Here is a 15,869-nt window from a genome sequence, read left to right as displayed (position 1 = left end):
TGAGTGCCTCCCTGTCAATGGGGCGGGTACCCCGGACGGAACCGGAAGACGCCCCCGTACGACGGCTCCCGGACATGCCGATGCCGCGGCCCGAAGCAGTTCGGGCCGCGGCATCGGCGGCGGGGCCTGGGCCGGGGCCCTAGCGGAGCGCGCGCTTGTCCGCCTTCAGGCTCTGCGAGAGCCGGATGGTGATGAACTCGTTGTTGTCCGCCTTGCCCGGCATACGGCCGGAGGAGAACGGGAAGTTGTTGTCGTTCAGGACGGCCAGCGTCCGGTCGTCGAGGAGGACCACGTCCTCGATCGTGGTGAACGGGAAGGTGAACGTCTCGCCGAAGCCGCCGAGGCCCTTCGGGTTCGCGATGTTCATCAGGTCGGCCACGAGGGTCTTGTCCATGACCCCGTCGTCGTTGCGGTCGCGGGTGTCGGCGAGGTAGATCCGCTTGAACTTGGCGTCGGCGCCCTGGCCGCCGTCGCGCTCGATGACCAGGAAGCGGGTCCTGTCGACGGCGATGGCGTCACCGATGGCGTTGGAGGGAGACTCCAGACGGTAGGTGAAACGCTTCCCCGTGTAGTCCCGGCTCTTCAGGTCGAACTCGCTGAAACGCAGGTCACCGGGGGTGTCACCGTTGACCGTGCCTTCGAGGAGCGGGTAGAGCCGACGGCCGTCGACCGAGCGGACCATGCCCTCGAAGCCCTTGCTGCCACCGATGGTGGGCTGGGCGCCGTTCAGGTACGGGTTCTCCGGCGCCTGTACTCCGTCGAGGGAGATCGGGGCTTCGAGGAGCTTGCCGGTCGGCGAGAAGTGCAGCAGGAACGGGCCGAACTCGTCGCCCAGCCAGTACGAGCCGTCGTACGCCCGCACGATCGACTCGACGTCGAAGTCGGCGCCGGTCAGTACCCGGTCGGCCCGGGTGAGCGGGAACGGCACCTTGCGGTACGGGTCGCTGAGGTCGAAGCCGCCCAGGACCTCGACCTTGCCGGTCTTCGTGTCCGGCTCGACGCGGTGCACGCGCAGCAGGAAGTCGGCGCTGTTGGCCTTGCCGCCGTAGCCGTTGTCGGACAGCACGTCGTAGCTGCCGTCGTGACGGTTGACGGCGCCGCTGAAGCCCTGGACGGGCTGGTCCGCGAACGGGCCGGTGATGCCGTTGAACGGGCCCGCTCCGATGGCCGAGCCGGACGGCTCGCTGTTCGGGACGAACGTCTCGGCGGGGAGCGAGGCGAAACCGGTCAGCTTGGCCTGGCCGAAGGCCGTGGTGGCCCGACCGTGGTCCTTGGAGTCGCGGTCGGCCACGGCGGGCGACGCGAGTCCGACGGTCAGCGCGACAACGCCGGCCGTGATCGAAAGTCTCTTCATGGCCCGCACATTAGGGAGCCCGGGTGACGGGCGGCCGAACACAGGACGACGCGGACCATGGTGATGCGGGCCGCGGGGATGTCGGGCGGCATCGCCCTTCGAGTTCACGCTCGCGCTCGCGGTCAGGTCGTGCTCGCAGCCGGGTCCCGGTCCGGCCGCCGGGCAAGCTCCTGTCGTTGGAGCAGCTTGCCCGGCAACCTCTCCGAGTTGCCTCAGACAACCCGACCAGGCGCAGAATCGCAGGTCAGGCGAGCTTCGCCGACAGCGTGATCGTCGTGCCGGTCAGCGCCTGGCTGACGGGGCAGTTCTTCTTGGCGTCCTCGGCGGCCGCGACGAACGCCTCCTCCGCGATGTCGGGAACCGTGCCCTCCACCGTGAGGTGGATGCCCGTGATGCCCTCGCCCGGCTGGAACGTGACGTCGGCGGAGGTGGTGAGCTTGGTGGCCGGCGTGCCGGCCCCGGCCAGGGCGTGCGAGAACGCCATGGAGAAGCAGCTGGAGTGCGCGGCGGCGATCAGCTCCTCGGGGCTGGTCTTGCCGTTCGCGTCCTGGGAACGCGACGCCCAAGTCACGGGCTGCTCGGCGATGGCGCCGGAGGAGTCGAAGCTGACAACTCCGTTGCCCTCAAGCAGGTTGCCTTCCCAGACGGTGTGTGCGGAGCGCGTGGTTGCCACGATGATTCCCTTTCGATCAGGTCCCGGTTTTGGGGTCCGTAGCACTATCCGATCACACTCGGGCTCAGCGCACGCGAAAGACGGGCCCACGTGCGGTGAACGGCAGGGAAGAACCCTGCGGGATCAGATAGGCGTGCTCGCGCCGGACACGCAGGACGTCGCACCAGCCGTCCGTGATGACCAGGATCGGGGCGCCCGGCGGGAAGTCCTCCGCGCGGTGCAACAGGTCGATGCCGGGCTGGAGGATCGTGCCGCCGCGACCGTGGACACGTACCCGGCCGGCGATCTCCGTGACGGGGAGGAAGCCCGCGTCGTGCGGGGCCGCGTCGCAGAAGACGACCCGGGCGGCCGGTACGTCACGGGCCTCGGCGTACGAAGCGATGGCGCCCAGTGCCTTGCCGAGGAGGGTGCGGTCCATGGAGCCGGAGGTGTCGAGGACGACGCCGAAGGTGCAGCGGGCGATCTCCTCGGGCGGGAAGTAGCGTCCGGCGCGCGGGATGTCGGGGGTGGCCGCCTGGCGGCGGGCGGGGCGCGCGTAGGTCCGTACCGGCTCGGGGCGCGGTACGAACTCGTCGAACCAGCGGGCGAGTTGAGCGTCCCAGGGCAGCGGCGGGTGGCTGAGCGCGCGGATCTCCTCCACCAGTCCGCCGGGCAGGAAGCCGCGGCTCTGCTGCTGGTGCATGTCGAGGCCGTTGGCGAGGCCTCGGCGGTAGAACTCGTCGAGGTCCACGTAGTCGCGCGGCGAGCCGAGCGGGCCGCCGAGGATGTCGCCGACGCCCTTGCCGCGCAGGGTGGCGAGCCGTCGCATGCGGCGCAGGTCGGTGGCGAGCCGGTCGTAGACCTCCTCGGCGGAGAGGTCCTTCAACTCCTGGTCGTACAGCAGCCCTTCGGGCATCGTGCCGACCTGCATCTCGACCAGCCAGGCGTTGATGACGTAGTCGCAGGCGACATTGAAGAGATACGGGTCGCGGGCGCCGCAGCGGTCGCCGTGGCGCAGCGCGGCATGCAGCATCTCGTGCGCGAGGACGAACCGCCATTCCTCGTCGTCGAGTTGGAGCAGCGGGTTGATGTAGATCTCGGCCGCCCCCGCGTCGACCGCGGCGACGGAGATGCCGTGCGCGCGGGCCAGTTCGGCGTCCGCGACGATCGTGATGCCCGCCGCGATGCCACCGAGGAGGGGGTAGGAGGAGACGAACCAGCTCAGCGCCCGCTCCCACGGCTGCCGCGGGGTGACACCGCCGCGCATCGAGTCGCGCCGGCCGCCCGCCATGTCCATCGCGGTGGCCACCGTGCGGGTCAGCGCGTGGGCGAAGGCGAGCTGCCAGTCCGGCGGCCGGCCGCCGAGCCAGCTGTCCCACGGCACGAGCAGCTGGTCCGGCTCGGGGCCCGCCGTGCCGGAGCGCTCGTACATGGGCGGGATGCCGTCGCGGCGCCAGCGCGCGGCGAGCTGTTCCTCGTCGCCGTCGGGATACGACATCGGCAGGTCGGCCGGGGTCTGGCCGATCGGGAAGCCGAGCAGGAAGCGGTTGACGACGACGCAGCGGGCGGCGATGTCGAACCGGTCGGGCTGGGCGCGCAGGCCGGTCGCCGCCGTGACATGGCCGAAGCCGAGGTGCAGGGCGCTGTGCGCGACCGCCCAGGCCCACTCGACGGGGTCGGCCCGGCGCTTGGGGTGGACGTGCAGCACGCCGTCCGAGTCGACGCGCACGAGTCCGTCGTCCGGCGCCTCCTCGCAGTCCTCCTGACGGCAGGTGCTGAACCCGATGGCGGCCAGCGCGCGATTGGCCCGCACGAGCCGCATCCCCTCGGCGAACGCCTCCGCGGCCAGGTCCTTCTTCTTGGGCTGCTCCTGATTGCGCGTACGGCTCATCGCGGGGCCGCCTGCCGTGGGGCGGACGGGGCGGGCACCGAGGTCCGGCAGCGGGCCGCGGGCCACGGCGACGGGCCGGACCCGGCGGCCTCCTTCCCGCCCGGCGCCGGCGCGCTCCCGGTCCCGATCCCGCAAGACGCGCTGCCGGTCCCGCTCGGCGTGCTCCCCGTCCCGCGCGGAGCACTCACCACCCCGCGCGGCTCGCCCGCGGTCGTCCGGCTCGACGCGCCCGCCGTCCCAGGCGACGCGCTCACCGGCGCGCCTCCACCAGCCGCGGCATGTCGCGGGCCGCCTCCACCAGGAACCAGGCGGGCAGTACGGGGTTGCCGTCCTCGTCCGCGGCGATGACGCTCTGGGCGACCTCGACGGAGATCTCGGCGAGCTGCACGAGCAGGGACTTCGCGCGGTAGGCGGTCTGGCGGCCGGTCGCCGAGGCGTGTTCCTTGCTGGCGGGGAGTTCCTTGACGAGGCGGCCCCGGAAGGACTCCGCGAGGTAGTACAGGAGGTCGCGGTCCTCGACGCGGTTCGGCCAGCGGGCCTCGCCCTTCATGATGGCCTCGATGCCGAACCGGCTGCGCACGATCTTCACGTAGCCGCAGAAGGCGACCGCGTGCGCGGGCGTCAGCGTGCCGTGTGCGATCACCTTCAGCGTGGGCTCGTCGAGCGTCGGTCCGAAGGAGTGCAGGGCGTCGGAGAGCATGTGCCAGGAGCGGGGCGTCGAGAAGGGCTCCTCGGTCTTCGGCGGCTTGGACCACAGGTGGTCGGGGCGGTCGATGAGGTGATCGAGCACCCACGGGTGGATGCCGTTCGCCCCGGCCCACACCAGCCAGTCCTTCGGGGACGCTTCGAGGTGCACGTGCGCGAGCCGGTTGACCAGCGCGGACGCGATCGGGCGGGCGAGCGCGTTGTCCGTCGCGCGGTTGCCCGCGCCGATGACGATCGAGCCCGCCGGCAGCTCGTAGTTGCCGATGCGCCGGTCCAGGATCAGCGAGTAGAACGCCTTCTGGACGTCCGGCGTCGCCGCGTTCAGCTCGTCCAGGAACAGGCAGTACGGCTCGTCGCGGGCGATCGCCTCGGGCGGGCAGAAGACCGAGCGGCCGTCGCGGATCTGCGGTACGCCGATCAGGTCCTCCGGCGCCAGCTGCGTACCCAGCAGACTCACGCACTCAAGACCCAGTGACTCGGCGAACTCCCTGACCAGGGAGGACTTTCCGATGCCGGGGGCGCCCCAGATGAAGACCGGCCGCACGGTCGCGAGACCGAGCAGCAGTTCAGGTATCCGGGCGGGAGTGACGGTGACGGCTGCCTGCACGCAGTGGCTCCAGGGTGGGTGTTCGAGCGGGGCGCGCCTGTGCGCGATGTCCGATGCGGACAGTGTGCGCGGCCCCTCCCCCGCACCGCAGCCCATTTACGGGGCCCTTGAGAAGCGCGGGGGCCTACGCGACCCGCCGCTCGGGCTCGGTCTCGACGGGCACCTGCGGGCCGTCGCACTCGCGCAGCCAGCGCCGCAGTACGTGGTGCACCTGCTCGGCGCCGACCAGTTCCTCCCCGTCCTCGACGGGCGCGGAGAACGTGAGCGGCGACATCAGGAAGGGCCGCCCCTGAGCTCCCCCGAGGCCGCCGTGCGAGCCGATCTGCTCCTCGAACGCGAGGACTTCGCCCTCCTGCGGGTCGTACGAGGAGTTGACCATGATGTCCGCGGTGTGCGGGAACGAGTGCGTGCGGCGTACGGCGTCGGCGGCGCCCGGGCCGAAGTCGGCGAGCGGGCCCGGGTTCTCGTCCAGTTCGTCCAGCGGGATCTCGGCGCCGTTCGCGCCGAGCACCAGGCCGCCGTGCTCCTCGCTGCGCACGAGGACGAAGCCGACGCCGGGGTGGTTGGCGAGCGTGGTCAGCAGGGCCGGGTGGCGGGCGTCGATCTCCTCGCGGCTCATCCGGTGCGGTACGTCCGGGAAGGACACGAGACCGAGGTTGCCGGAGGCCAGTACGAGCGGCTCCGAGTGGCGGCTGGAGGGGCGGTACTGCTCGTGGCCCTCCTCGACGGGCCTGCGCAGCGCCGCCCGTACGGCGGACCTGGCCTCGGCGCCGCTGTGGGTGCGGCGCGCCTTGCGGGGCACGGGCAGCCCGCAGCCCGCCCGGACCAGCTCGCCGAGGCCGAGTCCGTAGCGGGCACGGAACGTCTCGCCGGGGCTCTGGCCGTGGTCGGACAGCAGGACGATTCGGTACGCGCGCGGGGCGTGCTCGGCGACCTGTGCGATCAGGGCCAGTGAGCGGTCCAGGCGGGCCAGGACCTTCTCCGTGTCGCGGCTGCGCGGGCCGGAGTGGTGCGCCACCTCGTCGTACGCCACCAGGTCCGCGTAGACCGAGGAGCGTCCGGCGAGCATGTCCCCGATCACCGCGGCGACTACGACGTCCCGCTCGATGACGGTCGCGAAGGCCCGGATGAACGGGTAGAGGCCGCCGCGGCCGACCCGCGGGCGCCGCCTCTTGAGGCGGGCCCAGGTGGACTCGCCGATCTCGCGGCCGACCTCGGCGACGAAGGACATGGCGGTACGGACGGAGTTGGCGGGGTCGGAGAAGTACGCGAAGTAGCCGGCCCGCGAGCGGTTCTTCCGGCCCCTCCTGGCGGCCACCGAGAGCACCAGGGCGAGCTGGTCGGCGCCGCCGCTGAAGAGGTTGCCCCGGCTGGCGCCGTCCATGGTGAGCAGACCGCCGTCGCCGGTGTGCGCGATGGCACGGCGCTGGAGTTCTGCGGCGCTGGTGGGGCGGTTGCAGACCATGACCTCCCGGGTGTCCTTCTCGTACCAGCGGAAGGCGGGGATGTCGTGGTTGGAGCCGTGCAGGATGCCCAGCTGGCTGGCGCCGGTCTGGCTGGACCAGTCGGTGCGCCAGGGGGTGAGCCGGTGGGTGGTGCGGGCTCCCCCGCCGTCACCGAGCCAGGCGGCGACGGTGGGCATCAGACCGCGTCCGACCGCCTCCAGGAGTACGTCGTGACCGACGCCGTCGAGCTGGAGGAAGACCACGCCGGGGATGGACGGGCCGGAGCCCGGCTCCAGCTCGGCCCGCCGCCGGTCGGAGAGCCGGTAGAGCCTGCGCCTGTACGCGTCGTCGTCCCGGACGGCGAGGGCACCGCCGGTGGCGGAGGCGACGGCCGACATCACCGCGGCGACCACCACGGCCGTCTCCGGCGCGGCCTCGCTCTCTCCCGACGGGATGATCCGCAGGGCCAGCCACAGGAGCGAGCCGTTGAGGAAGAAGACCAGCAGGCCGAGGACGAGTGCGGGGACGAGGAGCAGGGCCCGGACGAGGAGCGGCCAGACGACAGAGGAGAGGATGCCGAACGCCCCGGCGCCGAGTGCGGCCGTGACGGCGATCCTGGTCGCGCTGTCGCCGTCGGCGGACTGGATTCTGAAGTCCGGCAGGATCCCGGCCAGCGCCAGCATGGTGACCGTGGACACGGCCCACACGGCAACGCTCCGCCAGAGCGCGCTCACCAGCCGCCGCCATCTCGCGCCGCTCACGCCACGCCCACCTCCACCCCGCTCTCAGACCTGCCCCAACCCTGTCACAAGCACGCAAGCCGTTTCGGCGGCGCACAAGGGCACGACGGTTGCTCCTCACGCACACACAGGGTGACCGCGGGCCATCGCACAGGGTTGCCTCTGCTCGGCCCGGGCTCGGCAGCGCCGGAGGTGTCAGCGGCCGTCGTAGCCCGCCGTCGGCATCGACAGACGGCGGTGGACATGGGCCTTCATCTGGGCGTCGTACGCGGGTTCCGCGTGGCCGACCGTCTCGACCCGTACTCCGCGGCGGGCACACTCGGCGGTGAACTCGTCGACGGAGGCGAGCGCCCGCTCCAGGACCCGGCGGCTGGGCGCCACGAACAGGTCCACGAGGCCCGCCTCGACGTCCTCCCAGAGCGCGCAGTGGTCGGGCCGCAGCCCCCGTACGAGCAGTTCGCGGGTGACGACATAGCCGCGTTCGGCCGCCCAGCGCGCGCACATGGCGTGCTGGCTGCGCGAGTCCACCAGGAAGGGGTCCGCCTCCAGCTCCTCCAACGGCGTCAGACTCGCGATCGTCGTCACGCGAAGCATGCCGGAGGCACGGCGTGTGTCTCCCATGGCGTCCCCCCTCACCTCCGGGTTTCGTCGCCGACCCTACTCCTGCCCGTACGCTCGGGGGGAGTCGCGCGAAGGAGGCAAAGGAGTGCCGGTGGAGATCACTTGGTGGGGGCACGCCACCTGCACCGTCGAGGACTCGGGCGCGCGCGTGCTCACGGACCCGCTCTTCACGCGCCGGCTCGCGCATCTGCGCAGGCGCCGGGGCGCGCCGCCCCCGCCCGAGGCCGCGGTGGCGGACGTGGCCCTGGTGTCCCATCTGCACGCCGATCATCTGCACGTCCCGTCGCTGGCGCGGCTCGCCCCCGGCACCCGGCTGCTGGTGCCGAAGGGCGCCCCGCGGGCCGTCCCCGGGCTGCGCAGGCTCAGTCATCTGCGGGTCACCGAGATGGCGAGCGGCGACCGTACGAAGGTCGGTGACCTGGTCGTACAGGCCGTTCCGGCGCGGCACGACGGGCGGCGGCTGCCGGTCGGGCCGCACCGCGCGCCCGCCCTCGGCTATGTGATCGAGGGCGAGGCACGGACGTACTTCGCCGGTGACACGGGCCTCTTCGAGTCGATGGCCAAGGAGGTCGGACCGGTCGACGTGGCGCTGCTGCCGGTCGGCGGATGGGGTCCGTATCTGGGCGAGGGACACCTGGACGCCGGGCGGGCGGCCGAGGCGCTGGCCCGCTTGCAGCCGGGGAGCGCGGTGCCGGTGCACTACGGCACGTACTGGCCGATCGGGATGGATGCCGTGCGCCCCCATGAATTCCACGCGCCGGGCGAGGAGTTCGTGCGCCTGGCCGCCGAGCGTGCGCCCGAGGTGGCGGTGCACCTTCTGGACCACGGACAGCGTGTGCGGCCCCGGGTCGCGGGGTACCGGTCATCCCCGAGGGACGCGCCGGCCGGCCGGGGCGACGACGAGCGGGAGGGCGAAGCCCGGTGAGGGATGTGCTCGCCGCCGCGGTCACGACCGTGCCGACCGAGTCCACCCAGCAGGCGCTCGGCTATCCGTCGCTGTTCCTGCTGGTGCTGATCGGGGCGCTGGTGCCCGTCGTGCCGACGGGTGCCCTGGTGAGTTCGGCGGCGGTGGTGGCGTTCCACCAGACCGCGCCGTTCTCGATGGTGCTGGTCTTCGTGGTGGCGGCGTTCGCGGCGTTCCTCGGGGATGTCGCGCTGTACTGGCTCGGGCGCCGTGGCATGAAGTCGAAGAACGGCTCGCGTTGGCTGGCCGCGATACGCGATCGTGCGCCGGAGGATCGGCTGGCGCAGGCGCAGGAGAAGCTCGCCGAGCATGGCGTGGCTGTGCTGGTGTTGTCGCGGCTGGTGCCGGCCGGGCGTATTCCGGTGATGCTGGCCTGCTTGATGGCCAAGTGGCCGTTGCGGCGGTTCGCCCGGGGGGATGTCCCGGCGTGCCTTGCGTGGGCCGCGACGTATCAGCTCATCGGGGTGGCCGGGGGTTCCTTGTTCAAGGAGCCCTGGGAGGGTGTGGTGGCGGTGGTCGTTCTGACCGTCGTGATCAGCGTGGCGCCCGGACTCTGGCGACGTTTGCGTGGCGCTCCGCAGTAGGTGGACGGGGCCCTCAGTCGAGCACCCTTGAAGCGCCCACCGGCAGGTCCCACAGGTTCTCCCTCGCCAAGCCCGCCTTCTCCCATGCCGTACGCACCCGGGTCAGGGGTTCCAGGACCGGTTCCGCCGAGAGGACGAAGGTGGCCCAGTGCATGGGGGCCATGCGGTGGGCGCCCAGGTCCTGGGCGGCTCGGACCGCGTCCTCGGGGTCGCAGTGGACGTCGCTGAGCCACCAGCGGGGGTTGTACGCGCCGATGGGGAGAAGGGCGAGGTCGATACCGGGGTAGCGGGCGCCGATACGGGAGAACCAGTGGCCGTATCCCGTGTCGCCCGCGAAGTACACGCGTCGGCCGTCGGACGCGGTCAGGACCCAGCCGCCCCACAGGGTGCGGCAGGTGTCGTGAAGGCTGCGCTTGGACCAGTGGTGGGCCGGTACGAAGTCGAAGCGGACCCCGCCCAGTTCGGCCGCCTCCCACCAGTCCAGCTCGGTGACGTGCGAGAAGCGGCGGCGCCTGAACCAGCTGCCGAGCCCGGCCGGGACGAACACCGGGGTGTCGCGCGGGAGTCGGCGCAGGGTCGGCGCGTCCAGGTGGTCGTAGTGGTTGTGGCTGATGACGACCGCGTCGATGCGCGGCAGTGCGCTCCAGGCCACGCCGACGGGCGTGACCCGGGCGGGGGTTCCGAGGATCTTGCGGGACCACACCGGGTCGGTGAGCACGGTGAGACCACCGATCCGGACCACCCAACTGGCGTGCCCCGCCCAGGAGACGGCGATGGTGCGCGCGTCCACCCGGGGCAACGGGCCCGGCTCGTACGGAAGTCGGGGAATGTCGGCGAGCCCCTCGGGCCCTGGTCGCAGGGCACCCTCGCGGGCGAACCGCGCGAAGCCGCTCAGGCCAGGCAGCGGGGCGGTCAGCCGGTCCGCGAACGAGCGGGGCCAGACACGGCGTTCGCCGAGCGGCCGGGGTTCGGCGAGCGGGGTTCCGACGGCGGGCGCGAACGCGGTCGAAGGCAGCGGGGAGGAGAGGGGCGGGGCCAGGGGGGAGGTCGACGCCGGGTCTTCGGCGTCCGTGGTCGTGGTGGTCGTGGTCGACTCGGACTGCTGCGTCATCGAGGGGACTCCCGTCGCCGAGCGTCATCGTCATCGCGGAGTTCGGCGAGTGCCGAGCCCAGCAGACTCAACGCGCGTTCCACATGCGGCAATTCCAGAGGTTCCGGTGACGAGAGAGACGCCGTCCGTTCCTCGTGGGTTGTGCCGAGGAACGGGCCGGTGGCCAGGCGTACGCGCAGGGCGCCGAGGTCGTCGCCGAAGCGGTGGCCGCCGGGCACGGGCATGCCGAGGCGGTCGGTGAGGAAGTCCTCCAGTTCCTGGGCGTCGCCGACACCGCGCGCGGTGAGCGCGGGGCGCAGCGGGCCGAGGTCCGCGTACACATGGCGGCCCGCGCGCGGGGGCCGGGCGAGGGCGCCCGCGGCCACGAGGGTGTGGTGCGCGGCGGTGGCCACGCGCGCGTGCAGGCGTACCGACGCGGCGAGGCGGTGCGTGATGTCGTCGGGCTCGGCGAGCGCGTACGCGGCGGCCGCGGCGACCGGGGCCGCGATCCGGGCGTCGAGCGCGGTCAGTACGTCGAGGACGCGGTCGCGCAGCCGGGTGCCGGTGTCGTTGGCGGGGAAGCGGGCGATCGCGGCGGGCCAGCCGGGCGGCAGGAAGGGGCCGGCGAGGTCGGTCAGGACCGTGACGTGCTCCGGCAGCATCTCGGCGGGGCTCAGGAACACGGTGTCGTGCGGTTCGTGCAGGGTGTCGCGCCAGGTCTCGTCGCTGACCACGTGCAGCCCCTCACCCACGGCCGCCTCGATGGCCTCGTGGACCACCTCGGGCGGCGCGACGGTGGCGGTGGGGTCGTCGGCGACGGACAGGACGAGCAGCCGCGGGTCGCCGCCCTCGGCGCGTACTCGGCGCACTGTCTCCAGGAGGGCGTACGGGTCCGGGACGCCGCCGCACTCGGCGGGTGTCCCCACGTGGAAGACGGATCTGCCCAACAGGCGTGCCTGCGGCGCCCACCAGGCCGCGCAGGGGCGCGGCACGAGAACATCACCGCCGAGCGCGGCGGTCAGCGCGAGGAGCAGTGCGGGGGCGCCGGGCGAAGCGGCCGTCCGGTGGCGGTCGGCGGACAGTCCGCGCCGGGCCCAGTAGGCGAGGGCGGCGTCCAGGAGCGCGGGTCCCCCGCCGGTCGGTTCGGTGTGCGCGCCCGTCGCGGCGGCGGCGAGTCCGGGCGGTACCGGCAGGTCCTGGCCGGGGAGCGGTGGGCCGTAGCGGACGGGGCCGTGGCCTTCCGGATCGGTCTGCCGCATACGTGCCTCCGCGCAGTGATCCGTGGACCGGCCGTCGTTCCGTGGACCGGGCCTCCGTGGATCGCGGATCCGTGGACGCCGGTCCGTGGTCCGTCGTGGTTCCCACGGTGCCTGTCGTGCCCCTGTGCTTCGAGTACCCAAGGCTCTGCGTACCCAGTGGATCGCGTGGCCAACTCAGCCTTTCGAGGACGACTCCCGGCGGCGCAGTCTGTGGACGGCGGCACCGGCCGCGCCCGCGATGAGGACACCGCCCGTGACCAGGGCGAGGGTGGAGTCGGTGAAGGCGCCTCCCTCACCCGCGTGCACGCCGCGCTGGACCGCGGCACCGTCGTCACGCGATCCGCCGTCACGGGGTACCTCCTCATGAGATCCCTCGTCACGAGACTCCTCCTTACGAGATCCCTCCTCACGGGAACCGTCGTCGCGGGAGCCCTCGGAGCCGTCGCGGGAGGCCTCGCGGGACGCCGTGAAGGACGCGCTCCACTGCTTTCCCTGGCCACCGGGCGCGGCCGGGCAGGTGCCGTCGACGCTCCAGTCGGAGTCCTTGCCGGCGGCGTCGTCCTTTCCGACCGCGTCGTCCGTGTCGACCCTGTCGGGCCCGCCCTCCTCGGCGTTCGCGGCGGGCGCGATACGGGCCGTGCCGCTGTAGGCCGGGCCGCCCGCGGCGTCCTCCTCGCCCGCGGCCTTGTGCAGCTGGACGGTGCCGTGCTCGAAGGCCTGCGAGGTGGCGTCGATGGTCTCGGGCGCCGGTCCGCCCGTCGGTTCGCAGGCCACGGAGACGGTGACCGTGCCGCCTGGAGCCACGGTACGGGGGCTGACCTCCGCCCCCGGGTTCTCGGCCGCCGCCACGGTGGTGCCCAGGGCGACGGCGGTGAGGGCGGTGGCGGACAGGGCGCGGACGGTACGGCGCATGCGCATGGGCTCGGGCTCCTTCGGCCGGCGGCTGGGGACCCCCACGCCCATGGACGGCGGCGGAGGCGGGGCACGACCGACATGCCCCGCAGCCCATCAGAGCCCGGCCGCCGCCGGGGCGCGCGCGGCCGGACACCATTCGTGCCATGGGGACGCCCGAGCGGGTGACACCGACGGACGCCGTACCGTCTCAGTTCGACAGGGAGACCAGTTCCCGTTCCAGGCCGCGGCCCCGTGAGTCCACGAGGGCCGAGGCGACCTCGGACAGCTTGCGGTTGGTTCCCTGCGAGATGCGGCGCAGGACCTTGAAGGCCGCGTCCGCGTCGCACGCCAGCACATGCATGACGATGCCGCACGCCTGGTCGACGACCGGGCGGGTGCGCAGCGCGGCGCCGAGCTGGTCGAGCTCGGTGAGCGCGGCGCGGTAGGAGCGGTCCCGGACGAGACAGGTCGCGGCGAGATCACCGAGGGCGCGGGCCGGTCCGTGCGGGGCATCCTCCAGGCCGCCCGCACGGAAGCTGTAGAGGCTGAGGGTGACCGTCAGGCCCGCCCGGCGGAAGGGAATGGTGACGCTGGAGCGCACGCCCGAGTCGAGCGCCATGGCCCGGTACTGCGGCCAGCGCTCCTCGCGCAGCAGGTCGCCCGACTCGACCGGCTCACCGCGCTCCAGTGCCGCGGGGATCGGTCCCTCCCCGGTGCGGAGCTGCATCGAGACGAGGGCGGCGAGGTCCGGATGGGTCACCGCGGCCGGCCGCTCCGTGCCACCGTCGGAGACCGTGGTGCCGGCGCCGCAGCAGTCGGTGGTGCAGCGGACGGCCTGCTCGGCGAGTTCCGACAGCCGTCGACCCGGAAGTGCAGATTCCGGGGATGCCGCCCTCCGGGGGCCGAGATGTTCCGTATCCGGCATACGTCGCGCCTCCTCTTTCCTCCGCCTTCCCGGTCACCTGCGGAGAAAACGGGATGGAGGCGTCCCGTAACGGCCTCCCCGGACGCGGGGGTGAGCGGCTACTTTCGTCGGATGGCGCAGACGGAGGAATTCGGTGAGGAACTTGCGGATTTCGTGCGCCGTGTCGCGGAGTTGAAGGCGGCACGATCCGTGCCGCACGACGACCTGCCCACCGTGCTGGACACGGCGATCTTCGAACTCGACCATGTGGCCGGCCAGTTGTGGCCGTGGTACGAGCGGCTGACGGCCACCGGCACGGCGGGCACGTCCTCCGCCGACCGTCAGGAGCAGCAGCTTCTGAAGGGAATCTTCCAACGGCTGCCGCTGCCCGTCGCGTTGATGGACCGTGAGACGGTGGTCCGCAGACTGAACTTCGCGGCGACCAACTTCACTGGTGTCAGGGCGGGTTACGCGACGGGCCGCCCGTTCTCCGGCTTCCTCGCGCACCCGGACCGGGCCGCGTTCCGCTCTCAGACGGCGGCGGTGGCGCGCGGTGACGGCGACCGCAGTCTCACGGTCCATCTCCAGCAGCGCCCGGCCGTTCCCGTACGCGCGACGCTCACCGCGCTGCGGCCGAGCGGTGAGCCGCGTACCGCCGTACTCGTGGTGCTCCAGTCCGCCGACGCGCGGGCGCCGTCGGCCGAGGGCGGGCCGGGCCCCGTGCCGGACCTCGGCGAGACGACACGGCACGCGGCGCTGATGGATCTCCTGGACGCGATGACGACGGCGCTGCTGAGCGAGCCCGCCAGGACCCGGGCCGCGGTGCTGGAGCGGGCGGCCCGGGTGCTGCACGGGCGGTTCGCGGACTGGGTGGTGGCCGACGAGGGGGCCGCACGGCTGCGCCGTACGACCGTCCTCGGACCGGCGGACCAACGGGACGTACGAGCCGAGGACCTGGAGGCGCAGGACCCTGCCGCGTGCCCGCTCGTCGTCGAGGCGGCACGCGGCGGTTCCACGGCGCTCCAGGTACGCCCCGAGGACCCGGACGCCTTCGGCCGCGACGCCTCCGACGCCCCCGTCCTGGTCCGCGCGAACGTCACGTCCCTCCTCTGCGTCCCCCTCACCCTCGACGGCGCGGTCCAGGGCGTACTCACCCTCTTCCGCACGGGCCCCCGCCTGGCCTTCTCCATGGCGGAGGCCCAGGCGATGGACATGATGTCCCGTCACATCGCCCTGACGCTGGGCAACTTGGGGCGCCCCTGAAAGGGGCGCGGGGAACTGCGCGGGCAACCACAGCGGACCCGCACCCATCCACACCCCGCACGTAGGCCCCCCAAACCGCCGGAGGCCTACGCGGCGTCTTGCAGAACCTGCTCCCGCAACCGGCTGCAACACCGGCTGATCAGCCGGGAGACATGCATCTGCGAGATCCCGAGCTGCTCCGCGATCCGACTCTGCGTCATGTCCGCGAAGAACCGCATGTAGAGGATGGCCCGTTCACGCTCGGGCAGCGCCTGCAGCCGCGGCTTGACCGCCTCACGGTCGATGACGACGTCCAGCGCCGGATCGGCCGAGCCGAGCGCGTCGCTCAGCGAGTATCCGTCCTCGCTGCCCGGGAGTTCGGCGTCCAGTGAGAGCGCGGTGAAGCTCTCCAGGGCCTCCAGACCGGCGCGTACGTCCTCTTCGCTCATCTGCGCGTGCTCGGCGATCTCGGCGACCGTGGGCCGGCGGCCCGGGATGGTCTGGGAGAGGTCCTGGCCGGCGAAGCGGACGCGGTTGCGCAGGTCCTGGACCCGGCGCGGCACGTGCAGGGTCCACATATGGTCACGGAAGTGCCGCTTGACCTCACCCGTGATGGTCGGTACGGCGTAGCTCTCGAAGGCGTTGCCGAGTTCGGGGTCGTAGCGGTCGACGGCCTTGACCAGGCCCATGGCCGCGACCTGCCGCAGGTCGTCGTAGCTCTCGCCACGGTTGCGGAAACGGCCTGCCAGGCGGTTCGCCATGGGCAGCCAGGCCTCGATGATCTGTTCTCGGAGAGATTCGCGCAGCGGGCCCGGAGGCAACGAAGCGAGCCTGCGGAAGTCCTCCGCGGTGTCCGGGGCGTCGTCATGTGGGTGCTTGGCGCTCGCGTGAGTTCGCATGGTGCGTGCAACTCCCTT

13 protein-coding genes and 1 pseudogene are annotated in these 15,869 nt (G+C 72.5%); 3 read left to right on the top strand and 11 right to left on the bottom strand.

The features are described from left to right. Positions 1 to 139 precede the first annotated feature (139 nt). The 6 genes from ACN20J_RS39985 to ACN20J_RS39960 all read right to left on the bottom strand — a co-directional run bounded on the left by ACN20J_RS39985 (position 140) and on the right by ACN20J_RS39960 (position 8,015). Positions 140 to 1,354, bottom strand: coding sequence for an esterase-like activity of phytase family protein (locus ACN20J_RS39985; protein ID WP_419667805.1), 1,215 nt, complete (start codon positions 1,352 to 1,354; stop codon positions 140 to 142). A 244-nt stretch (positions 1,355 to 1,598) separates the two neighbouring features. Beyond that, a complete protein-coding gene (locus ACN20J_RS39980) occupies positions 1,599 to 2,027 on the bottom strand; it encodes an OsmC family peroxiredoxin (RefSeq protein ID WP_189840944.1) in 429 nt (142 codons plus the stop codon). A 64-nt stretch (positions 2,028 to 2,091) separates the two neighbouring features. Next, entirely contained in the window at positions 2,092 to 3,897 is a 1,806-nt protein-coding gene (locus tag ACN20J_RS39975; protein WP_419669041.1) for a DUF2201 family putative metallopeptidase, read from the bottom strand. A gap of 250 nt (positions 3,898 to 4,147) precedes the next feature. After that, on the bottom strand, positions 4,148 to 5,209 hold the full coding sequence (locus ACN20J_RS39970) for an ATP-binding protein (RefSeq protein WP_189840942.1): 1,062 nt from the start codon (positions 5,207 to 5,209) through the stop codon (positions 4,148 to 4,150). Between the two features lie 124 nt (positions 5,210 to 5,333). Beyond that, positions 5,334 to 7,415 (bottom strand): phage holin family protein, encoded by a 2,082-nt coding sequence (locus tag ACN20J_RS39965; protein WP_419667804.1) that lies wholly within the window; start codon positions 7,413 to 7,415, stop codon positions 5,334 to 5,336. A gap of 174 nt (positions 7,416 to 7,589) precedes the next feature. Then, a complete protein-coding gene (locus tag ACN20J_RS39960; RefSeq protein WP_143640931.1) occupies positions 7,590 to 8,015 on the bottom strand; it encodes a hypothetical protein in 426 nt (141 codons plus the stop codon). An 85-nt stretch (positions 8,016 to 8,100) separates the two neighbouring features. Here ACN20J_RS39960 and ACN20J_RS39955 point away from each other — a divergent pair. Further along, positions 8,101 to 8,868: pseudogene (locus tag ACN20J_RS39955) on the top strand (MBL fold metallo-hydrolase); the annotation flags it as partial. 68 nt (positions 8,869 to 8,936) lie between these two features. After that, positions 8,937 to 9,563 carry a DedA family protein gene (locus ACN20J_RS39950; RefSeq protein WP_189840940.1) on the top strand — a complete coding sequence of 209 codons (627 nt, stop codon included), beginning with the start codon at positions 8,937 to 8,939 and terminating at the stop codon, positions 9,561 to 9,563. 13 nt (positions 9,564 to 9,576) lie between these two features. Here ACN20J_RS39950 and ACN20J_RS39945 read toward each other — a convergent pair whose 3' ends face one another. The 4 genes from ACN20J_RS39945 to ACN20J_RS39930 all read right to left on the bottom strand — a co-directional run bounded on the left by ACN20J_RS39945 (position 9,577) and on the right by ACN20J_RS39930 (position 13,731). Further along, positions 9,577 to 10,674 carry an MBL fold metallo-hydrolase gene (locus ACN20J_RS39945; protein WP_419667803.1) on the bottom strand — a complete coding sequence of 366 codons (1,098 nt, stop codon included), beginning with the start codon at positions 10,672 to 10,674 and terminating at the stop codon, positions 9,577 to 9,579. Next, positions 10,671 to 11,912, bottom strand: a complete 1,242-nt coding sequence (locus tag ACN20J_RS39940) for an aminotransferase class I/II-fold pyridoxal phosphate-dependent enzyme (RefSeq protein ID WP_361990381.1) — start codon at positions 11,910 to 11,912, stop codon at positions 10,671 to 10,673. Before ACN20J_RS39940 ends, ACN20J_RS39945 begins: the two co-directional genes overlap by 4 nt. A gap of 174 nt (positions 11,913 to 12,086) precedes the next feature. After that, positions 12,087 to 12,830 carry a hypothetical protein gene (locus ACN20J_RS39935; protein WP_419667802.1) on the bottom strand — a complete coding sequence of 248 codons (744 nt, stop codon included), beginning with the start codon at positions 12,828 to 12,830 and terminating at the stop codon, positions 12,087 to 12,089. Positions 12,831 to 13,014: 184 nt separating this feature from the next. Further along, the gene (locus ACN20J_RS39930; protein ID WP_189840937.1) at positions 13,015 to 13,731 is read right to left on the bottom strand and encodes an ANTAR domain-containing response regulator; all 717 of its coding nucleotides are present in this window, start codon (positions 13,729 to 13,731) and stop codon (positions 13,015 to 13,017) included. Between the two features lie 111 nt (positions 13,732 to 13,842). Between ACN20J_RS39930 and ACN20J_RS39925 the strand changes: the two genes are divergently transcribed. Continuing rightward, a complete protein-coding gene (locus ACN20J_RS39925; protein ID WP_419667801.1) occupies positions 13,843 to 14,973 on the top strand; it encodes a PAS domain-containing protein in 1,131 nt (376 codons plus the stop codon). Positions 14,974 to 15,059: 86 nt separating this feature from the next. Here ACN20J_RS39925 and ACN20J_RS39920 read toward each other — a convergent pair whose 3' ends face one another. Then, positions 15,060 to 15,851 (bottom strand): RNA polymerase sigma factor SigF, encoded by a 792-nt coding sequence (locus tag ACN20J_RS39920; RefSeq protein WP_190227193.1) that lies wholly within the window; start codon positions 15,849 to 15,851, stop codon positions 15,060 to 15,062. Positions 15,852 to 15,869: the final 18 nt, after the last annotated feature.

Origin of the sequence: Streptomyces sp. 2-1, from assembly GCF_048564895.1 — a bacterium.
Lineage (GTDB): Bacteria > Actinomycetota > Actinomycetes > Streptomycetales > Streptomycetaceae > Streptomyces > Streptomyces phaeochromogenes.
Note: the sequence above shows the minus strand (reverse complement) of the source record. Positions and strands in the feature narration are given on the sequence as shown.

Coding starts and splice junctions, on each gene's coding strand:
- ACN20J_RS39985 (WP_419667805.1), bottom strand. CDS start 1,354: ATGAAGAGACTTTCGATCACGGCCGGCGTTGTCGCGCTGACCGTCGGA.
- ACN20J_RS39975 (WP_419669041.1), bottom strand. CDS start 3,897: ATGAGCCGTACGCGCAATCAGGAGCAGCCCAAGAAGAAGGACCTGGCC.
- ACN20J_RS39960 (WP_143640931.1), bottom strand. CDS start 8,015: ATGGGAGACACACGCCGTGCCTCCGGCATGCTTCGCGTGACGACGATC.
- ACN20J_RS39945 (WP_419667803.1), bottom strand. CDS start 10,674: ATGACGCAGCAGTCCGAGTCGACCACGACCACCACGACCACGGACGCC.
- ACN20J_RS39940 (WP_361990381.1), bottom strand. CDS start 11,912: ATGCGGCAGACCGATCCGGAAGGCCACGGCCCCGTCCGCTACGGCCCA.
- ACN20J_RS39935 (WP_419667802.1), bottom strand. CDS start 12,830: ATGCGCATGCGCCGTACCGTCCGCGCCCTGTCCGCCACCGCCCTCACC.
- ACN20J_RS39930 (WP_189840937.1), bottom strand. CDS start 13,731: ATGCCGGATACGGAACATCTCGGCCCCCGGAGGGCGGCATCCCCGGAA.
- ACN20J_RS39925 (WP_419667801.1), top strand. CDS start 13,843: ATGGCGCAGACGGAGGAATTCGGTGAGGAACTTGCGGATTTCGTGCGC.
- ACN20J_RS39920 (WP_190227193.1), bottom strand. CDS start 15,851: ATGCGAACTCACGCGAGCGCCAAGCACCCACATGACGACGCCCCGGAC.